Below are 16914 nucleotides of genomic sequence, written 5' to 3' on the forward strand. Positions count from 1 at the left end.
CGCGCCGACCGCGAAGAGAAGCGAGTGACCCGCGGGGCGACATGGTCCGGAAAAAAGACAGGAAACGCTTGACCTCACCGACCCCAATCAGAGAAGCCTGCTACATGCCGGCGAAATCTGGATACAATAACCTCGTCGGCGTACCTGCTCCAGCCTCACACACGACTGCGACGCCTATACTTGCGCTTTTCCACTGTCCGACATGCAGGCAGCGAACCATTGCATCGCGGAGGCTGCATCTTCCAATATGACGACCTGTTTCGCAAAGCGGAAAAAACTCTTGCGCGCTGCGCTCGCAGGTTTTCGTCCGTTGTATGCATCAAAGCACGCCCTGAGGGCGGCTTCGTGGATCCGGTCTCTGCGATCTTCTGGCCATTCGTTGAGAAAATCGATAGCATCCGCAGGACGGGCAATCTCTTGCACGATGTGCGCTGCACGCCTTACGAAAGTGGGCTGCTGAAAGTTCCTGAGCTCATTCGTCCCTCCCGACCTGCTGAACCGCTAGTTTGCGTGAACAGGCGCCTCCTCTACACCCGCCCACCATTGCGGAATGTGTTGTCACAGCGATAGCGGTTCAATAGCAAAGCAGCGGCGTGATGTCCTCGGTTTACCAGCGGGCCAATCCCTAACATCCTGCTGCGAGAGCGGCTCACCGGATGAATCTACATCGTTTCGACCATTGCGAATCAACGCTTGATAGTTCCTCCACGCGCCACCAGGAAGCGGCCACTGCTCTGCCACCGACTTCACAGCCAAAGAGAGGATGGCGAACAGAAACAGCCCGCTTCGTTTCGAGATTACTGGTCGTCTGGCGCAAAGCTTACGGCCGAGACGCGCCTGAAAATGCGCAAGCACCGCGGCAGGTCGCCAACAACGGAACGCATCAACGGTCATGACGGCGCGATACCGCGCTATAGATCTCGCTGCTGGACGAGCATCGCAATAATCCTGTCGAGACCTTGGTTGCTTTCAGCGGCGACCGCCACTATGAAGCGACGCTTCGCCGACTGTGTTTCACGCCGCCTGGAGAGTTTCATGACAGAAGAAGCCGAAAAAAACATCGACACCCTCATCGAGCTCACGGCCGATGTCGTCTCAGCCTATGTCTCCAACAATCCGATCCCGGTGGGGGATCTCCCTGCCCTCATCGGCCAAGTGCACGCGGCTCTGAAAGGGACGGCGGAAGGTGTCTCTGCAAAAGAGCCGGTTGCCCTTACGCCTGCAGTCCCGATCAGGAAGTCGGTGACACCGGACTACATCATCTCCCTTGAAGACGGGAAGAAATTCAAATCGCTAAAGCGCCATCTGTCGACCCACTATGGGCTGACGCCGGATGGATATCGGGCCAAATGGGGCCTACCGGCGGATTATCCCATGGTCGCGCCGAACTACGCCGCGGCGCGCTCGTCATTGGCCAAGACAATGGGGCTCGGCCGCAAACCGAAAGCGCCGGAAGCGCCGGAGCCGGCGCCGACGAAGCGAACCCGCAAGAAGGTCGCGGCTTGATTTCGGCAATCGAGATTCGTTCTGGAGCGTTGCAGCCATCGGCTTAATCTGCGCGTCATATAAAAAGGCGGGGCCAACCCCGCCTTCCTTTTTTGTTTCATGAGGAATTCGCGACGCCTGCAGCAATCTGCTGCCCTCAGTTTTGCTCGCTCCTATCGAGCGGCCGTGAGGACCTCCGGACCTACGCGCCCACTCTTGCCAGGACGCAGGAGAAAATTTCAACCAGCTTTGCTGAGGCTGCCAGCGGAGGATTTGCCGGTGCGGCGATCCTGCTCGATCTCATAGTTGATCTTCTGGCCGTCAGCGAGGGTCGAGAGGCCCGCGCGTTCGACAGCGGAAATGTGGACGAAAACATCCGGACCGCCATTGTCGGGCTGGATAAATCCAAACCCCTTGGTGCTGTTGAACCACTTTACCGTTCCAGTAGGCATATACGTGTTCCTCCTTAACAATTGCAACGTGGGCAGGCCATTAGGCCTGCCCGACTCATAGCCGAGACTTGGGCGCAGCAAAAAGCGAAAAATTGTTAAGCCCCGATCAGCTGGCGCACTCCATTTTGGCCGTAGTCGCCAGCAAGCACTGTCCTACACTACCGCTTCGAGCATGGCCGGAAGCGCCCGATCCTTCCAACGCTCCTCAGCGCCACGTCCATGGCTGGTGCTTGGAGGCACGGGACGTAAGGCCGACCGCTGCTCGTGCCGCCAGGTCAAAGGCCGGGTAGTTCACGGAGCTACCTTCGTGCATAACGGCTTGGCAAGCGCTTGAAGGAGTTGCGAATTGGATTGTTTCAAGAGGGTCGAGGGGTTGATCGATGCCACCAGCGTGGAAGCGATCGATAACGCGCGCGTTCTGCTGGACCAGTTCAAGGGCAAGTCAGAAACAATCGCCCAAGCGATCGACGACTTCCTACTTGATCTCATGACCTTGCTGTTTGTGGTAGAAGCTACCCGCGAGCGGTTCCACAATCCCGCGAGGCGGTTGGCCCGCATCAGATTGAGCAGGATCAGGCTGTTACTCATCCGATGCTCTTGACCTAAGGGACCACGCCGCCAGCGATGCGTTTGCAGCCGCAAAGAAGGCAAAATCTGTTCGCCGGCAACCGAGCACAGCCAAGCGGTATTTACGCAGATGAATTCGCCAATTCTCCTGTTTGGTACCCAGCGACGACGGCAAGCGCGGACAGCTTCCGTGCTGCTGTCCTCCAGCGACAAACGTGCCTGCATGCCCCCATCCACGGCGAGCTCGACGGTTGTTTCTTACGTTTGACCAAGGTCCCGCGCAAACACTCCCCTTTCCCGCAGCAACTCATCAGGCTGAACGGCCTCGCGGCAGGCGCATTACGCCAGAAGCGCGCAACCGCATCGTTTTTTCCCGCCCGAGTCCTACGATGTCGTTTTCCAGCGCCTGGCCGATATCGCCCAACTCGCCGATTTTTGGATCAGATCCGTCCTAGCGTGCGAGCAGGCTCCGCGCTCGAGTTGGCTGGGCTGCTCACGCCTCTGCCCTTCAGCATCGACCCGGTCTGGCTGTCGAGGACAGGGTTCCGCTGGGGGGACCAACATCTCCATTCTCACCGTCAGTGCAGCGGCCATTCGAAATGCATCCTATACCCCTCCCCGGCAGCGCGCCCAATCGTCTTCCGACCGAAGAAGATATTCTCAGCCGCGCGCGCGTCGCGTTCGGCCCTGTCCGATGTCCGACAATGTCGGATGCGCAGCATGGCAGAGGCCGATTAGTCCACTGCCTCGAACGGTTTTCTGATCTGGCACGGTGCATGCTTTGGTCATCCGCAAGGCGTCGCGGACCAAGGAGAATCCGTCCCATGATCACCTCACCAAGAAATACTGCCGCAGGTCTCCTGGGTCCATCCAAAGATGAGGCTCGAGTCAGGCCTGGCACCATGAAGAGCTTATTCATCTGCCTCGGCGCTGCCCGCCGATCCTCCCACGCGGGGAGACGGGGACGCAGTGCCTTCATCAAAACGAGGAACAAATCACTTTGCCTCGAGCCTTGCCTTTCGACCAGCCACCACGACGGGAGCCATCGATCGTCCGCCTGGCTGCGCAACGCGTTCATTGCCACCGCGCTGGCCCTGGTGACGACCGCTCCGGCTCTGGCCGCCACCGCCGGCGGCAAGGTGACGGATTTCCTGCTCGACAACGGCATGGAAGTGGTCGTCATCCCCGATCACCGCGCGCCGCTCGTCACTCATATGGTCTGGTACAAGATCGGCAGCGCCGACGAGCCACCCGGCAAATCCGGCCTTGCCCATTTCCTCGAGCGTCTGATGTTCAAGGCGACGACCAACCACGCCGCCGGCGAGTTCGACCGAGCCGTCTCAGCCATCGGCGGCTACAATATCGCCTTCACCGCCTATGACTACACCACCTTCCTCGAGACAGTGGCGCCCTCGGCGTTGGGTGAGATGATGGGCTTCGAGGCCGATCGCATGTTCAACCTCATCCTCAACGACGATGATATCAAGACCGAGCGCGACGTCATCCTGGAGGAGCGCCGTTGGCGCAGAGAGACGAACCCGCAGGCTCTGCTGGACGAGGAGGTCAACGCGACGTTGCGGCAGAACCAGCCCTACCGCATTCCGGTCATCGGCTGGGTGCAGGAGATGGAGAAGCTGAACGGCACCGACGCATTCACCATCTACAACAAATACTACCGACCGAACAACGCCGTGCTGGTGGTGGCCGGCGACGTAGAGCCTGAGACGGTGAAGGCGCTGGCCGAGAAGACCTATGGCAAGGTTGTGCGCGGGCCGGACCTGCCCCCGCGCAACCGCCCGGTCGAGCCGAAGCAGAACACCAGGCGCACAGTGACGCTGACCGATGCGCGCGTTTCGGTGCCGAGGTTTTCCACTCAATGGGTGGTGCCGTCCTATCATACGGCAGGGCCCGGCGAGGCCGAGGCGCTCGACCTGCTGGCCGAGATCCTCGGCGGCGGCAACCGCAGCCGGCTCTATCAGGAGCTTGTCGTCAAGCAAGGCATAGCCTCGGCTGCCGGCGCCTTCTTCCAGGGCACCATGCTAGACGACACCAATTTCACGATCTCCGGCTCGCCGCGCGGCGATGCAAAGCTCGTCGATCTCGAAGCGGCAGCCGTTGCCGAAGTCGCCCGGATCGCCAAGGATGGCGTCACCAGCGACGAGCTGGACAAGGCCAAAGACCGCTATATCGGCTCGGTGATTTTTGCGCACGACGATCTGGACCACATCGCCAACATTTATGGCAAGACGCTCACCACCGGTGGCAATGTGAAGGACGTGCTCGAGAGGCCGGACCGCGTCCGCAAGGTGACCACCGACGAGGTCAAGGCGGTCGCCGCGCGTTATCTGGTGCTCGACCATTCGACGACAGGCTATCTTTTGCCGCAGCAACAGGCGGGGAATTGATCATGAGCTCCATCCCCATGCAAATGCGCCGGCCGGTCTTCCCTTCACCCCTTGTGGGAGAAGGGAAGACCTGGCGCGCCTTCGCCACCCTGTTCCTCTCCATCCTCTTCTCATCTTGCCGGCGCTCGCCGCCCGCGCAATGAATATCCAGGAAGTCAAATCGGCAAAGGGCATCACCGCCTGGCTGGTCGAGGATCATACGGTGCCGATCATCGCCATCCGCTTCGTCTTCGACGGCGGCACCGCGCAGGACCCGGGCCGGCAAGGAAGGCCTCACCGATTTAATGACCGGCCTGTTCGACGAGGGCGCGGGCGATCTCGACAGCGACGCCTTCCAGGTCAAGCTCGACAATGACGGCGTCGAGATGAGCTTCGGCGCGCAACGCGACGGCATCAATGGGTCGATGCGCATGGTTTCCGAACAACAGAATGCTGCTATCGATCTGCTAAGGCTCGCGGTCAACAGGCCGCGCTTCGACCAGGAGGCGGTCGACCGCATCCGCGCCCAGATTTTCTGCGGCATCATCGCCAATGAGGGCGACCCCGAGACGATCGCCCAGCGCAAATGGCGGCGCGCGATCTACGGCACGCACCTTTATTCGAGGCCGGACGAAGGTACCAAAGTGAGCCTCGCCGGGATAACGCCGGCCGATCTCGGCGCCTTCCACCAGGCGACTTTTGCTCCCGACGGGCTCCATGTTGCAGTGGTTGGCCACATCGACGCCAAGACGGTAAGCGACAAGCTCGACCAGCTGTTCGGCGATTTGCGCGAGAAGCAGACGCTTTCCCCCGTTGCCGATGTCTCTGCAAAACTCGGACAGCAGGTGGAGGTGAACTACGATCTTCCGCAGACCTCGCTGCGATTGGCTTTTCGAGGCTTCAAGCGGAGTGCGCCGGACTTCTTCCCCGCGGAGCTGATGAACGAGATTCTCGGTGGCAGCGCCTTCACCTCGCGGCTGTTTGATGAGGTGCGGGAAAAGCGCGGCCTTGCCTATGGCGTCCGCTCTTATCTGGTCGATATAACCAGCATTCTCATGCGCTGCTGGTTACGACAGCGACACGCTCGGACCGCGCCGCCAAGACCCTGAGCATGGTGCGTCAGGTGGTGAAGGATATGGCGGAGAAGGGGCCGACGGAGGCCGAGCTCGAGGCGAGCAAGAAATATCTGATCGGCGTCTATGCCATCAAACATCTGGATTCCTCCAGCTCGATTGCAGCCACGCTGGTCGATTTGCAGCTCGACAATCTCGGCCTCGGCTACATCCAGCGCCGCGCCGCCCTCATCGATGAGGTGACGCTCGACCAGGTCAAGGCAGCGGCGAAGAAGCTGCTTTCGGCCGAGCCAGCCATTATGGTCGTCGGCCCGCCGCTGGGGGCAAAGGATAAGCCCAGGACCCCATTTCGACCTTCCTTCTCCCCTTGTGACGCCGGGGACGAAATCGGTTCCGTGGGGTAAACGGGATCTGTTAGGAGCGGTTTTCGCGGGCCTTGCGAGGCATTCGTCGGTTCGGGCGGCCGATTAATGTGGCGCGCTCCTCGTCAGGCCAGCCTCTCTTCGAGTGGATAGAGGACGCCGATCGTTGTAGGCGCAGGCCACCAGCATGCACCGGTGTGCGTGGCGAAGCCGACGAACGATTGTTCAGCCTAGGTTTAGTGAGAACCGCGAGCCATCGAGTAGGCGGCGATCAGGATGGCGTCTTTCAGTGGTCACCCTGCATGGCGATCGGAAATTTGCGCCTGGGAAGGCGATGAAACACACTCGTCATAGACCGCCCTCTCCTTCACTTCATGCGCTCGCATGGCACTTAGCAGGGGAATAATTTTGCAGGTAACATCTTCCCGTCATGAGAGGCTGTTATGTATTTTATGTTTTCGTGCGCACGTTTTCCGCATTGCTCACACGATCTAACGGCCGTATTCTATTACCTTCGCGATTCTTCCCCACCATTTCGGCTGCAGCATATTTCGATTTCAAGGGGCCGTAGTCCGCCCTCAACCGAGGATCGAATTTGAGGCATGTCGATAATGCCCGTCCGCGTCAATCGCGTCATGCCTCGGTTGAAGACCAGATGCTGCATCGGAATGAATCGCAGTTCTATCCATCAGCTGTACTGCGCGACGGCTTGCCCTCGGCCGTTGAGTGTCAACAATTGTGCCAAGTTCATCGAGGGTTATAGCGCCCCGAACAATGCGGTTTGGTGGCAGCACTAATGACATCCAATACCGTCTTGATCGTTGTAGTCATAAACAAGTAAGCCATCTGCTTTTACGGCCGTCATTGGAGAAACCTCAAACCGTCGCCTAGTTCCTTTCTCACCAATTGTGTCTCCGACATAGAACAAACCGATCTTTAGATTCTTTATAAGCGAACGCGTATTCTTTTGGCGGATGAATCCAATCACTTTTTCAACCTTTAAATAATCGAAAGCAAATTGGACCACTGCCCTTCCGGCCTCGACCCCGATCCCTTTTCCGGAGGCCGCAAGGTGGAGGCAGGTTATGATTTCCACGTTATTCGGATCTGCGGACACATAATTCGGATCTTCGGACAGATACGTGCCGATGCACATCAATCCACAATAGCCAGCGAATTTCCTGGCTTGGCCTTCATCTTTGACGAACACCATCCATAAGCCGAAACGATTGTGCTGCCAATGATTGATGAACTGAACCAGTGCAGCTTTCGACTGTTCTATCGTCGGATAGAGCCCATCTCTGATGGCGTTCACCACGAACGGATCGCTATGAAGTCCGTGTAGAAGAAGCTGGTCGCTCTGCGACGGCGGCCTTAGGATTAGGCGCGGCGTTTCTAGGATGTGCATCAGAAGATTCCTTTCTGAGCCGGCACTGACAATTGAGCGGCGCCCACAACAAACATGGGACTATGATCTCCTAGAATGCGCGTTTGTTGGGTTAAAGTTCTAGGAAATCTCTGCAATAATCTGGTTTCCGGGATGCTGAAGGTTCTTTAAATTCGCTGAGACGGGCGGCCATTGCACGCTGATGATGTGCTGAAGTCACCCAAGGAGGTTGCAGGCCTTGCCTGGGCGCGAGAAGTCGAGAATCACACCCTTGATGTTGGCCCATAGGCAAGCAGAGTTCTTTCGAGAGCTGACCGGCGACGCGGTTCAGCTCGCGCTGGCACTAGATCGCCAGCACGTTGGCGCGTAGGTCCACACGAAGCGCCTGAACATGCGCCACCTCTAGAGAATGCAAAGTAACTTTCCCTTTCCAACTAGTAACGTGGTCTACCCCCCGTCCGTCCGAGGTCCTATGCGAAAGCCGCACGTGCGCAATACATCCGCATCCACCAATAGACCGTCCGGATCCTATTGCCCCTGTGCCTGCCGATGATCCGTCACCTGAGATCCCCCGACCTGTTTGGACCCATTGATCGCCTGCCGGCACTTGGCCCCACTATCGGCGAGCGGACATTCGAGGTCGTTAACCCCTCGACCGGCGAATTGCTGGCAGAACTTCCCGACTTTGGCGTGGAGGAGAGGCGCGGCGATCGACAAGGCCTATATTGCGCAAGCGGAATGGGCGGCTTTGACCGCCCGGGAGCGCAGCGACATGCTCTGGCGCTGGCATCAGCTGATCGTCGACCACGCCGACGACCTCGCGGCGATTCTCACTGCGGAGATGGGCAAGCCGATTGCCGAAGCCAAGTCGGAGGTGTCGCATGCGGTTGCGTTATCTGCAATGGTACGCCGAAGAGGCCAATCGCATCTATGGCGAGACGATCTCCGCACAATCGACGGACCGCCGCATGCTGGTGAGCAAGCAACGGATCGGCGTTGTTGGCACGATCACGCCATGGAATTTCCCGCCTCGATGGTGGCGTGCAAAATCTCGCCAGCCTTGGCGGCGGGCTGCACGATCGTCCTCAAGCCCGCTGAACAGACGCCGCTCGTGGCGGGAGCAACGTTCGCCCTCGCCCATCAGGCTGGCTTTCCCGAAGGCGTCGTCAACCTGATCTATGCGTCCGAAGGTGACGCGGTCGGCCGCGAACTTTGTACCAATCCCAAGGTCCGCAAGATCAGCTTCACCGGGTCGACTGAGATCGGGCGCCTTCTCATGCGCCAGTGCTCGGACCAGATCAAAAAAGTCAGCCTTGCGCTCGGCGGAATGCACCTTTCATCGTCTTCGATGATGCCGATATCGATGCCGCGGTTGACGGTGCGATCCAGGCGAAGTTCCGCAATGCCGGCCCGACCTGCGTTTCGGCGAACCGCCTTTACGTCCAGTCGGGCGTTCACGATGAGTTCGTCGAGAATTCGTGGAACGGGCTCGCCAACTTCAAGTTGGTGACGGTTTCGCTCCCGGAGTGGACATCGGACCGGTCATCGACAAGCACGCTTTGGCCAAGATCGAATCCCATATTGCCGATGCCGTCGCCAAAGGCGGCGCAAACGCATCGGCACGAATGGCACGTTTTTCCAACCGACAGTCCTGACCGGTGTCTCCAGCGAGATGACCGTCGCGCAAGAAGAGACATTTGGGCCGCTGGCACCGATTATTCGCTTCAAAGATGCGGATCAGGTCGTGCGTGAGGCCAACGACACGATCTACGGCCTCGCGGCCTACTTTTATGCCTCCAACCTGAAGCGTGTCTGGCGTGTGGCCGAGGCCTTGGAATATGGAATGGTCGGCGTAAATACCGGCCGGATGTCTTCAGAAGCGGCGCCGTTCGGTGGGATAAAACAGTCCGGCATCGGGCGGGAGGGATCCCGCCATGGCCTCGAGGACTACCTCGAAATGAAATATCTCTGCATGGGCGGCATCTGAATCTTCGGCTTGCAGGGTTCACAGACCGGGTAACCTAGCGAGCGATCTCCAAATATGTGAATTGTAGGATCGCACCTCGATTGGGAACTGAGGGGCGGCTCCGTACCCGAGCAAACACGCAATCCTGAAGGAGCACCCTGGCTGGACTTATCTCTCGACGAGACAAGCGTCTTCATTGTCGGCGAAGACGGCGTGCAAGTGACGGAGGATACGCTTGCGAGGGATTTGGCGGCCCTGGCCGACTATCTTCAGGCGACGGGCTGTCTTTTGCGCGGGTCTGGTTGGAAGCTTGTGCACCATCGCGATCGTGAACGCTGGTTGTGCGCAATATCCGGTTTCTGGGGCAGAATTTTGAACCTGCTACCTTCCGATTGTCAGTAGCTCAGTTGTTCTTCGGCCGACTGCCGCGCCAGTACAGGCTCGGACAGAATCGAAGATACCATCAGGCAGGCATTCGCATTCGACATTTCCGGTGATCGGCGCACGATCCAGGGCGCGCCAGGTTGACCAAGCGCCTCGAACCGCATGACAGTCTTGACCGGCTGGAGGACGGAAATCCCGCGATGCCGAAGAGATTGGTCAGCGCAGTCGAGCCCACACGGCATCTGCGGCACGAAACAGCAAGGGCTGGGAAGCGATCGGCCGAGCGGTCCTCGAAGGCGCGGGCCAGGGTGTCGACGATGCGTTGGTTCAGGTCCGCCAATCTGATCTCTACCAACTGATAGCGGCTTCGGTCGCCAGTGACAGCGAGTAACGATATTTGGCATCATCGGCTTTGATTGCCGCGCAGATCTGGTCGGTCGAGACTGGGATAGCTCACTGGTGCACCTTTGGGCTCATAGTGCTTCCTCCTCATCGAGATGAGGATTGCCGGATTTGGCGTAGAACACCAACACGGGTCCGAGATCAAAGCGCGTCCCGGGCGCAAGGCGCTGGACGGACCGGGGCCATGTTTCGGTTGAGACGCCATCGATGCCTCGCGCCAGCGTTCTGGCAAATCGGGGCATCAGCGGAGCGAGTGTCGGTGCCAGGATCGCAGCGGCCGTCGTCTGAAGGGCTAGCGAAGTCCGATTGCGGGCGGGATAGAAACGTCGCGCCGCCGCATAGTCTCGCGCCCGACGGTAGATCACGCAATCGCGCACGAAATCGCAGACCTGAGCGGCCGCGCGCCGGACCGAGAAGCCTTCGTCCGAATAGGCGCGCTCCATCGCCGCGCGATAGATCTCTATCCGAGCAAAGAAGGCGCGGTCGACCGGGCCCCAGTCGCCTGCATCGGGTACACGGCCGGCAAAATCCTGCTTGATTTCCTGGTTCAACGCATCAAGCCAGTTCAGCCAAATCCCTTGGAACACCTCGTTCTCCGTGCGGCGCAGCGCGTCCAGCGTGAAATCCGTCCGCTCACCTTCCGGGCGTGTCAGGCCCAAATGGAGGCGCACGACGTCGACTGTCTTTGGGCTCAGAACCTCCTTGCCCCAGACCGCATGGCGGCAGCTGGTTGAGAACTTCTTGCCGTCGAGCAGGTAGAACTCGTTGACGTGATAGTGGATGCGTGGCGTCCAGTGGGAGAAGACCTCGGCGTAAAGAGCGGGGTAGAGTAGCGCGTGGTAGAACGAATTGTCGAAGCCGAAGAAATGGACAATCTGCCAGTCGTTGCCGGGCATCTCCGCCTTCCAGTCGCGACCCAGCAAGCGGCCGAGCGCCTGGATGTTGTAAAGAAAACCGAAGGCCATTTCCGGCCAGACCCAGATCACTTGCCCCGGGAACCCTTCGGCCGGCAGGCCCCAGTCCGAGGGGTGGGTAATGGGCACTGAAAAGTTGCCGCGTCGGCGTAGGCGCGCGAAGAGATCCAAGATCCGTAGCGGGACGCCCGACGCCCTTAGATGCCGGTCGATATTGTCGTAGCATCGGTCCAAGGCAAGTTCCGGGCGGCGGACGGAGCCGACCAGCGGCGCCTCGGCAGACTGCCGTGACCGGGCTGCACCCAAGTCGTGGCAAAGGTTTGGGGCGCCGCATTCCTCGCAGATGTTGCCACCGGCGGAGCCGCCGCAATCGGGGCAGAGGCCGCTAACATCCGGCTCGTAAAGATAGTGGCCTGTCACAGCATCGAAAAGCGCAGGGCTCTGGCGCAGATCTACCGCCGTGCTGCTCAGAAGACTGCGGAAACACGCGGCTTGAAACTCGCCGTAACCGTCATCGCCCATTGTGGGTTGGAAGCTGTGGACGTCACAATCGAGAAGTGCAAGCGTGGCGCGAATCTCGTCGGCGTAGTAGCGCGCCACGTTTGCAGGCGTCGATTGATCGGCATCGGCGCGTGTCGTGACGTAGCTCTGGTTGTCATCGCTTCCAGTGAGGTGATATGCTTCGGCTCCTTTCATGCGCAGGAAACGAGTATACACGTCGGCGCCGAAATAGGGGCCAGAAAGATGCCCCAGATGCAGATCGCCATTTGGCGTTGGCGGCGTGGAGAAGACGAAGATCGGCCCGCGTGGAGCCGCAGTCTTTGCAGCGGCATCAAGGGCGGCCTCGCCGTCTCGCCAGTAGACATCGACGAAATCTAGGTCTTCGTTTCCGTCGTTGCGCAGCACATGCGCTTCAAAAGGGTGGAACAGAACGACATCGCCCGCCTCGACCGAGATTTCCCCACGGTCGGTAGTGACCTTGCCCGCGCCAGACAGGACCACGAAGGCCTCGATTTCGTCGTGCCGATGGGGCTCGGATGTAGCGCCCGGTGCCAGCCTACCGAACGAAAAACCCGTCCCGACGCTTCCCGTTCCGAGCGTGGCCATGTCGATACCGAACGCCCGCGACAGCTCCGTTCGAGAAAACGTGTGTTTGCGCATGACAACGAACCTAAGCTGTTGAAGCCGTGGGATCTTCGGCTGCCAACGCAACAGCCTCCCGTGCAATTCGTGGAGAGAAACGGCCCGACCCGTTGGCGGCCCCGGCCAGGATAATGCAGCTCTGGGCCGCCAGGCGGGCGACGAGGGGGGCGCCAGTCGGGCTGTAGGCGTCATAGAAGACCGCCCTGCGACCACCTCCACAATCCAGGTGCCGAAGCGTCTTAACGGGCTGCGGTCGATGCTCCGCGAGCCCGCAAATCAGAACGCCATACTCTCCGCGCATTTTTGAGCGGTCGATCAGTTTCGTGTGCATGCCTCCGCCTGGCTGCGTGAGCTCAATCGCGATAGAAAATGCCATTTGGGGGCTTGAGTTTGTCGAGATCGGCCACTTTGCCCTCGGGCGGGTTAAGGGCGCGCTTAAGCACGTTATATTCAGCGCGGGTCGGTCCACCGGTTGAAGCACGCTGGAACACCAAGTAGAGTGTCCGCCGCGAACGATTGCTTTTGTTCGGTCGTGAGTAGTGCGGTGCGTAATCGTCGAAGATGAAGATGTCGCCAGCCTTCCATACTACGGGTTCCCAGGAGAACATTTCGGCGACTTGAGGATCGATCACCCCACCGGCATCCATGGGAAACACCCCCTTCTTGTGGTTGCCTGGGCTGAAGAAAAGCCCGCCGTTTTCCGGGTCGGAGTCGTCGATGCCTATGGCAACCACCGCATGGACCATCCGGTCGGGGAGTTTGTGTGGAATGTGATAAATGTCCTGATGCGGGAGATAGCCGCCGCTGTCTGGGTAGTGGAAAATCAGCAACTCCTTGAGCCTGCGCGAATCTTCGCCAAGCAAATCCTCGACCGCTGACTTTATGCGCTGATCTTCTAAGAGCAAAAGACGCAATGGATCATGGAAGTCGAGAAAATTCTCGATCTTGGAGATGATCTTTCGATTGTCCGTCGTCTTCTCGAACCACATGAGCCATTTATCATCGCTGACATCCCAGCGTGACATATCTTCGACAAAAGTAGAGATATCTTCCTGAGCCGCTGGAGCGAAGAACCTTTCGAGCCTGACGTATCCGTCTTTCTGCCACTTTTCTCTTTGTGCATCAGTCAACATGCGAAAAGCCTCCTGTTGGAAAGACTGGTTGATCGGACATCCCAATTAGGGCAGTCGGGCGCTGGTCAAGTTGCGGGTCCACGGAGACGGACTCACGTCATGTAGGACGGCGATGCTAAGTGCGTTCCGCTCCGGCGGATATTGTCCGCAGAAGCTCGGCGCGAGACTGCCTATGTCAGGCTCAGCCGGGTCCAGGGGTTCCGTAAACTGGGCCGGATCAATCGCTTCACGCGGTCCAGCCACGACACGCATCGCCAAAGGCCGGCACCATCCGCTGACCGCCGACCCAGCCATGGCCGCCAAGACCACGGCGCTCTTTCGAGTGAGCGACCTCGTACTGTCTTGACAACCGTAGGGGAAATGCACGCCCCCAGAATAATGCGATGCGCCGCTTGGTCCAAGGGCTTGTTCGGCCACGATGATTTCGGAGAAGCCTCCGGCCTTCGCCGCAGCGGAGGTGGACATCATTCCTAGGATGCCACCGCCGATGATCAAAAGTCTACGAGTCATATCCCGCTGCCCATTTCTTCGGCTGCGGGGGCGGGCCAGCTCTCGATCGAGGTATGGCTGATAAAGCCAGGATGCTCGGGGTTCGCGCATGGCGCGCGCCCAAGAAGGCTATCGAGGATGCGGCGCGCGCGCCAGGCCAGCAGGCTTAGGTTCGGATCGGCCAGGCCGCGCTGCCCGAGGCTCGCGTTTTGTACGAAGATGCGTCTGTCACGCGGTCCGTCCCAGCTCACCGAAAAATCCTCGCGAATAGCTAATTCATTGTCGATCTGCTCTAGCCGGTGCGCGATGGGTTCCAAGAAATCTGGCACCGCGTTCTCGTAACCGGTGGCCAGGATGACGATGTCAGCCGTGACTTCTTCGACCTCGACCATGCCGTGCTGCAGGGTCAGCCTGTGACCCGCGCCGGCGTTGATGCAGTGCGAGACGGTGCAGCCCGGCCGCAGTGTGATGTCGGATCGGTTTGGCTCGACAAATGCGTGGCGGTACAGCGCCTGATAGATCGCGCGCAACGTGCTTTCCGAAATGCCGTCCGAGGCAAGCACGAAACGCCGCAGGAGCAGCTTGCGTTGCGACTCGCTCATCGCCGCGAAACGATCCGAAAAGCAGGGCATGAACAACTCGTTTGTGAACGGGCTGTTGTCCAGAGGCAGATAGTTTTCGCGCTGCGAGACCCAAGTGATCGAGGCAGGCCGCCGTTCTTTCGGCAGGCCGACAAGATGCAACATCACCTCGGCTCCCGACTGGCCTCCGCCGACCACGCAGACATGCTTTCTCCGCACCTCAGGGTGGATGTGCAGTAAAACAGATGAGTGGAACAGGTTGCGTCCAATCCAGCCCTGAAACTGAGGCGGGATTTGCGCCTGCTTGCCAATGCCAACCACGACGTTTCTGGCGCCGAGAACCGCGTTATCGGTCCGCACCCGAAACGCGCCGTCAAAGCGGATTTCGTGCACGGTCTCGCCGCCATGGACAAGTGGGTTCCTGTGGAAGGCCCAGTTCAGGTACTGCTCAAACTCAGCTCTGAACACAGCCTCGAACTGTGCGTTCAGGAAGTGGTACAAACGCCCGTTCTCGTGCAGGAAGTTTATGAAAGTGTAGGCTGATCGCGGATTCACCAGTGTGACCAGATCCTTGAAGTGGCTGACCTGGAGCTCCGAGGAATCGAATGCGATGCCTGGATGCCAGCGGAAGTCGACCTGCCGATCCAGGAACAGTGCCCCTTGCCCAACTTGCTCGTGTATCTGACACGCAAGGCTCAAATTAGACGGCCCAGCACCGACCCCAACGCAAGATAACTCCACTGCTTCCTCCTATAGAGTCTTCCCACTAGGCGGCTTGTTCGCGGCGAGTATCGGCCATAGCCATTGGGCCCCCTCGCGGACGTTTTCGAGCCCCGGTCCCGACCGGGTTTGCGAGAATTTGTCCAGCGCGTTCGGGTCGTCGAATGTGGACCCAGCATTCAAGCGCGGTGACAATTGACGGGTCATGCCGGCGACGTGGGGCAACGACGTATGTCCTTTCCGCCCGTCTGGATGCCCGCGTCGCCATCACGCGAGACGCTTTCCAAGCCCATTCAGGTGTTTGAAGCCGGCGCAATCGCCCGCCTCAACCATGGCGCGCCGGCCTTTCGGCGGCTTGATGGCAGGCGAGAGCACGGTTTTCACTGCAGCGACGGCATTTTCGGTGCGCATGATCATGGACCACCTCTTGCTGATGCGTTCGCAGAATCCCGTGCATGGGCCGTGCCAGAGAAGGAAAACCTTATTAAACAATGCGTTGGCGGATTTGCGATCCTGTCCGAAATCCGACATTGAGGGACGCCTCACGGCGGCGCTCGATTTGCACGTCGATGTCGCCTTTTTCCGAATAGCTAATCGGGCACTTTCTGCACCAGAATACTTCTCTTATGGAGACCAGCACGACGTCTTCATGAACGGACAGTGCAGAACCTTGTGTCTCTGCCGGACAGATCGCGATGTGCCTCTCCCATCGAGGTCGGCAGTTGCAAGAGCTGCCAGATCCTTCGCCCTATCGTGCCGTTGCACTGGCTCGATCCCGACATCCTCGGAGGCCGCGATCATGAAGAGTGACGCAATCTCATGTCCGCCGCGAGGCCTCTCTCAGGGGAAGCAATTCTCTATGTTGGTATCGGATCGATGCTCTTGATGAGATGGTTGCGGATGGGCGCATGCCCAGACCTAAGCGCATCAATGCTTTGCGCGATATGGGACCTTCACCAACTGGATTGTCGAATCTCTGTAAAGATAGCCGGAAGACAATTGCGTTATGGCCACTCTGCCGGTTCCAAAAGCACGTGGGCCATTCGGTCCCTGCGACTCAATCCAGGCGGAGGGATGAGGCCGCAAAGCAGCCTTTTGCGCGCCCACCGGTGGGCCAAGATGGAGCCATCGTAAACGCAGCTATTCGATGATCGCCGCCGCGGAGTCTTCAGGCCGTGCCGCGCCCGACACCGGCGACGTAGTGGTCATCGATGGCCCCGTCGCCGATGTCGATCCGAAGCTCGGGCAGTTTCGGGTGAGCTTCACTGCTTATTCCACAGTGCCCACCGAGTGGCACAGGAGGTTCTATCAGGGGGTCACGGCTGCGTTCGTTGTCGGATCTTCGACGATGTCGGACATGAGACACAGCGCCATCAGGGTGATCGCATTGTTATGAAATGATTTTCTCATTTGGCACGACACCTGCAGCGCAGTCCGCAAAACGCGCTGCGGCACGGAAAGAGGAGAAATCA

The 16914-nt window shown here is 59.2% G+C and carries 14 protein-coding genes and 1 pseudogene; 7 read left to right on the forward strand and 8 right to left on the reverse strand.

Annotated elements, in window-relative coordinates; translation table 11 throughout:
• Window positions 1-174: 174 nt before the first annotated feature.
• On the reverse strand, window positions 175-423 hold the full coding sequence (locus NKJ94_RS32005) for a DUF982 domain-containing protein (protein ID WP_352531118.1): 249 nt from the start codon (window positions 421-423) through the stop codon (window positions 175-177).
• A 612-nt stretch (window positions 424-1035) separates the two neighbouring features.
• On the opposite strand from NKJ94_RS32005, the gene NKJ94_RS32010 reads away from it, so the two are divergent.
• Window positions 1036-1506, forward strand: a complete 471-nt coding sequence (locus NKJ94_RS32010; RefSeq protein ID WP_023679671.1) for a Ros/MucR family transcriptional regulator — start codon at window positions 1036-1038, stop codon at window positions 1504-1506.
• Window positions 1507-1724: 218 nt separating this feature from the next.
• On the opposite strand, the gene NKJ94_RS32015 is transcribed toward NKJ94_RS32010, so the two are convergent.
• Window positions 1725-1937 carry a cold-shock protein gene (locus NKJ94_RS32015; protein WP_023679670.1) on the reverse strand — a complete coding sequence of 71 codons (213 nt, stop codon included), beginning with the start codon at window positions 1935-1937 and terminating at the stop codon, window positions 1725-1727.
• Window positions 1938-2228: 291 nt separating this feature from the next.
• The gene (locus tag NKJ94_RS32020) at window positions 2229-2729 is read right to left on the reverse strand and encodes a hypothetical protein (RefSeq protein WP_352531120.1); all 501 of its coding nucleotides are present in this window, start codon (window positions 2727-2729) and stop codon (window positions 2229-2231) included.
• 677 nt (window positions 2730-3406) lie between these two features.
• Between NKJ94_RS32020 and NKJ94_RS32025 the strand changes: the two genes are divergently transcribed.
• The 3 genes from NKJ94_RS32025 to NKJ94_RS32035 all read left to right on the forward strand — a co-directional run bounded on the left by NKJ94_RS32025 (window position 3407) and on the right by NKJ94_RS32035 (window position 6365).
• Complete coding sequence (locus NKJ94_RS32025; RefSeq protein ID WP_352531122.1) at window positions 3407-4909, forward strand: M16 family metallopeptidase; 1503 nt, start codon at window positions 3407-3409, stop codon at window positions 4907-4909.
• Between the two features lie 284 nt (window positions 4910-5193).
• Window positions 5194-5997 (forward strand): M16 family metallopeptidase, encoded by an 804-nt coding sequence (locus tag NKJ94_RS32030; protein ID WP_352531124.1) that lies wholly within the window; start codon window positions 5194-5196, stop codon window positions 5995-5997.
• Window positions 5998-5999: 2 nt separating this feature from the next.
• Window positions 6000-6365 carry a peptidase M16 family protein gene (locus NKJ94_RS32035; RefSeq protein WP_352531126.1) on the forward strand — a complete coding sequence of 122 codons (366 nt, stop codon included), beginning with the start codon at window positions 6000-6002 and terminating at the stop codon, window positions 6363-6365.
• 751 nt (window positions 6366-7116) lie between these two features.
• On the opposite strand, the gene NKJ94_RS32040 is transcribed toward NKJ94_RS32035, so the two are convergent.
• Window positions 7117-7731, reverse strand: coding sequence for a GNAT family N-acetyltransferase (locus tag NKJ94_RS32040; protein ID WP_352531128.1), 615 nt, complete (start codon window positions 7729-7731; stop codon window positions 7117-7119).
• Between the two features lie 727 nt (window positions 7732-8458).
• Between NKJ94_RS32040 and NKJ94_RS37665 the strand changes: the two are divergent.
• Together NKJ94_RS37665 and NKJ94_RS37670 are read left to right on the forward strand one after the other, a co-directional pair.
• Window positions 8459-9365: pseudogene (locus tag NKJ94_RS37665) on the forward strand (aldehyde dehydrogenase family protein).
• Entirely contained in the window at window positions 9362-9697 is a 336-nt protein-coding gene (locus NKJ94_RS37670; protein WP_502904233.1) for an aldehyde dehydrogenase family protein, read from the forward strand. Before NKJ94_RS37665 ends, NKJ94_RS37670 begins: the two are co-directional and overlap by 4 nt.
• Before the next feature lie 836 nt (window positions 9698-10533).
• On the opposite strand, the gene NKJ94_RS32050 is transcribed toward NKJ94_RS37670, so the two are convergent.
• The 4 genes from NKJ94_RS32050 to NKJ94_RS32065 form a co-directional block, all read right to left on the reverse strand.
• On the reverse strand, window positions 10534-12738 hold the full coding sequence (locus NKJ94_RS32050; protein WP_352531130.1) for a class I tRNA ligase family protein: 2205 nt from the start codon (window positions 12736-12738) through the stop codon (window positions 10534-10536).
• A gap of 134 nt (window positions 12739-12872) precedes the next feature.
• Window positions 12873-13652: a phytanoyl-CoA dioxygenase family protein gene (locus tag NKJ94_RS32055; protein ID WP_352531132.1), complete on the reverse strand. Its 780-nt coding sequence runs from the start codon at window positions 13650-13652 to the stop codon at window positions 12873-12875.
• Window positions 13653-14158: 506 nt separating this feature from the next.
• Window positions 14159-15421 (reverse strand): lysine N(6)-hydroxylase/L-ornithine N(5)-oxygenase family protein, encoded by a 1263-nt coding sequence (locus NKJ94_RS32060; RefSeq protein ID WP_352531134.1) that lies wholly within the window; start codon window positions 15419-15421, stop codon window positions 14159-14161.
• Window positions 15422-15709: 288 nt separating this feature from the next.
• On the reverse strand, window positions 15710-15973 hold the full coding sequence (locus NKJ94_RS32065; RefSeq protein WP_352531136.1) for a hypothetical protein: 264 nt from the start codon (window positions 15971-15973) through the stop codon (window positions 15710-15712).
• 616 nt (window positions 15974-16589) lie between these two features.
• On the opposite strand from NKJ94_RS32065, the gene NKJ94_RS32070 reads away from it, so the two are divergent.
• Window positions 16590-16838, forward strand: coding sequence for a hypothetical protein (locus NKJ94_RS32070; RefSeq protein ID WP_352531138.1), 249 nt, complete (start codon window positions 16590-16592; stop codon window positions 16836-16838).
• Window positions 16839-16914: the final 76 nt, after the last annotated feature.

Source organism: Mesorhizobium sp. M0060 (assembly GCF_040323155.1).
GTDB lineage: Bacteria > Pseudomonadota > Alphaproteobacteria > Rhizobiales > Rhizobiaceae > Mesorhizobium.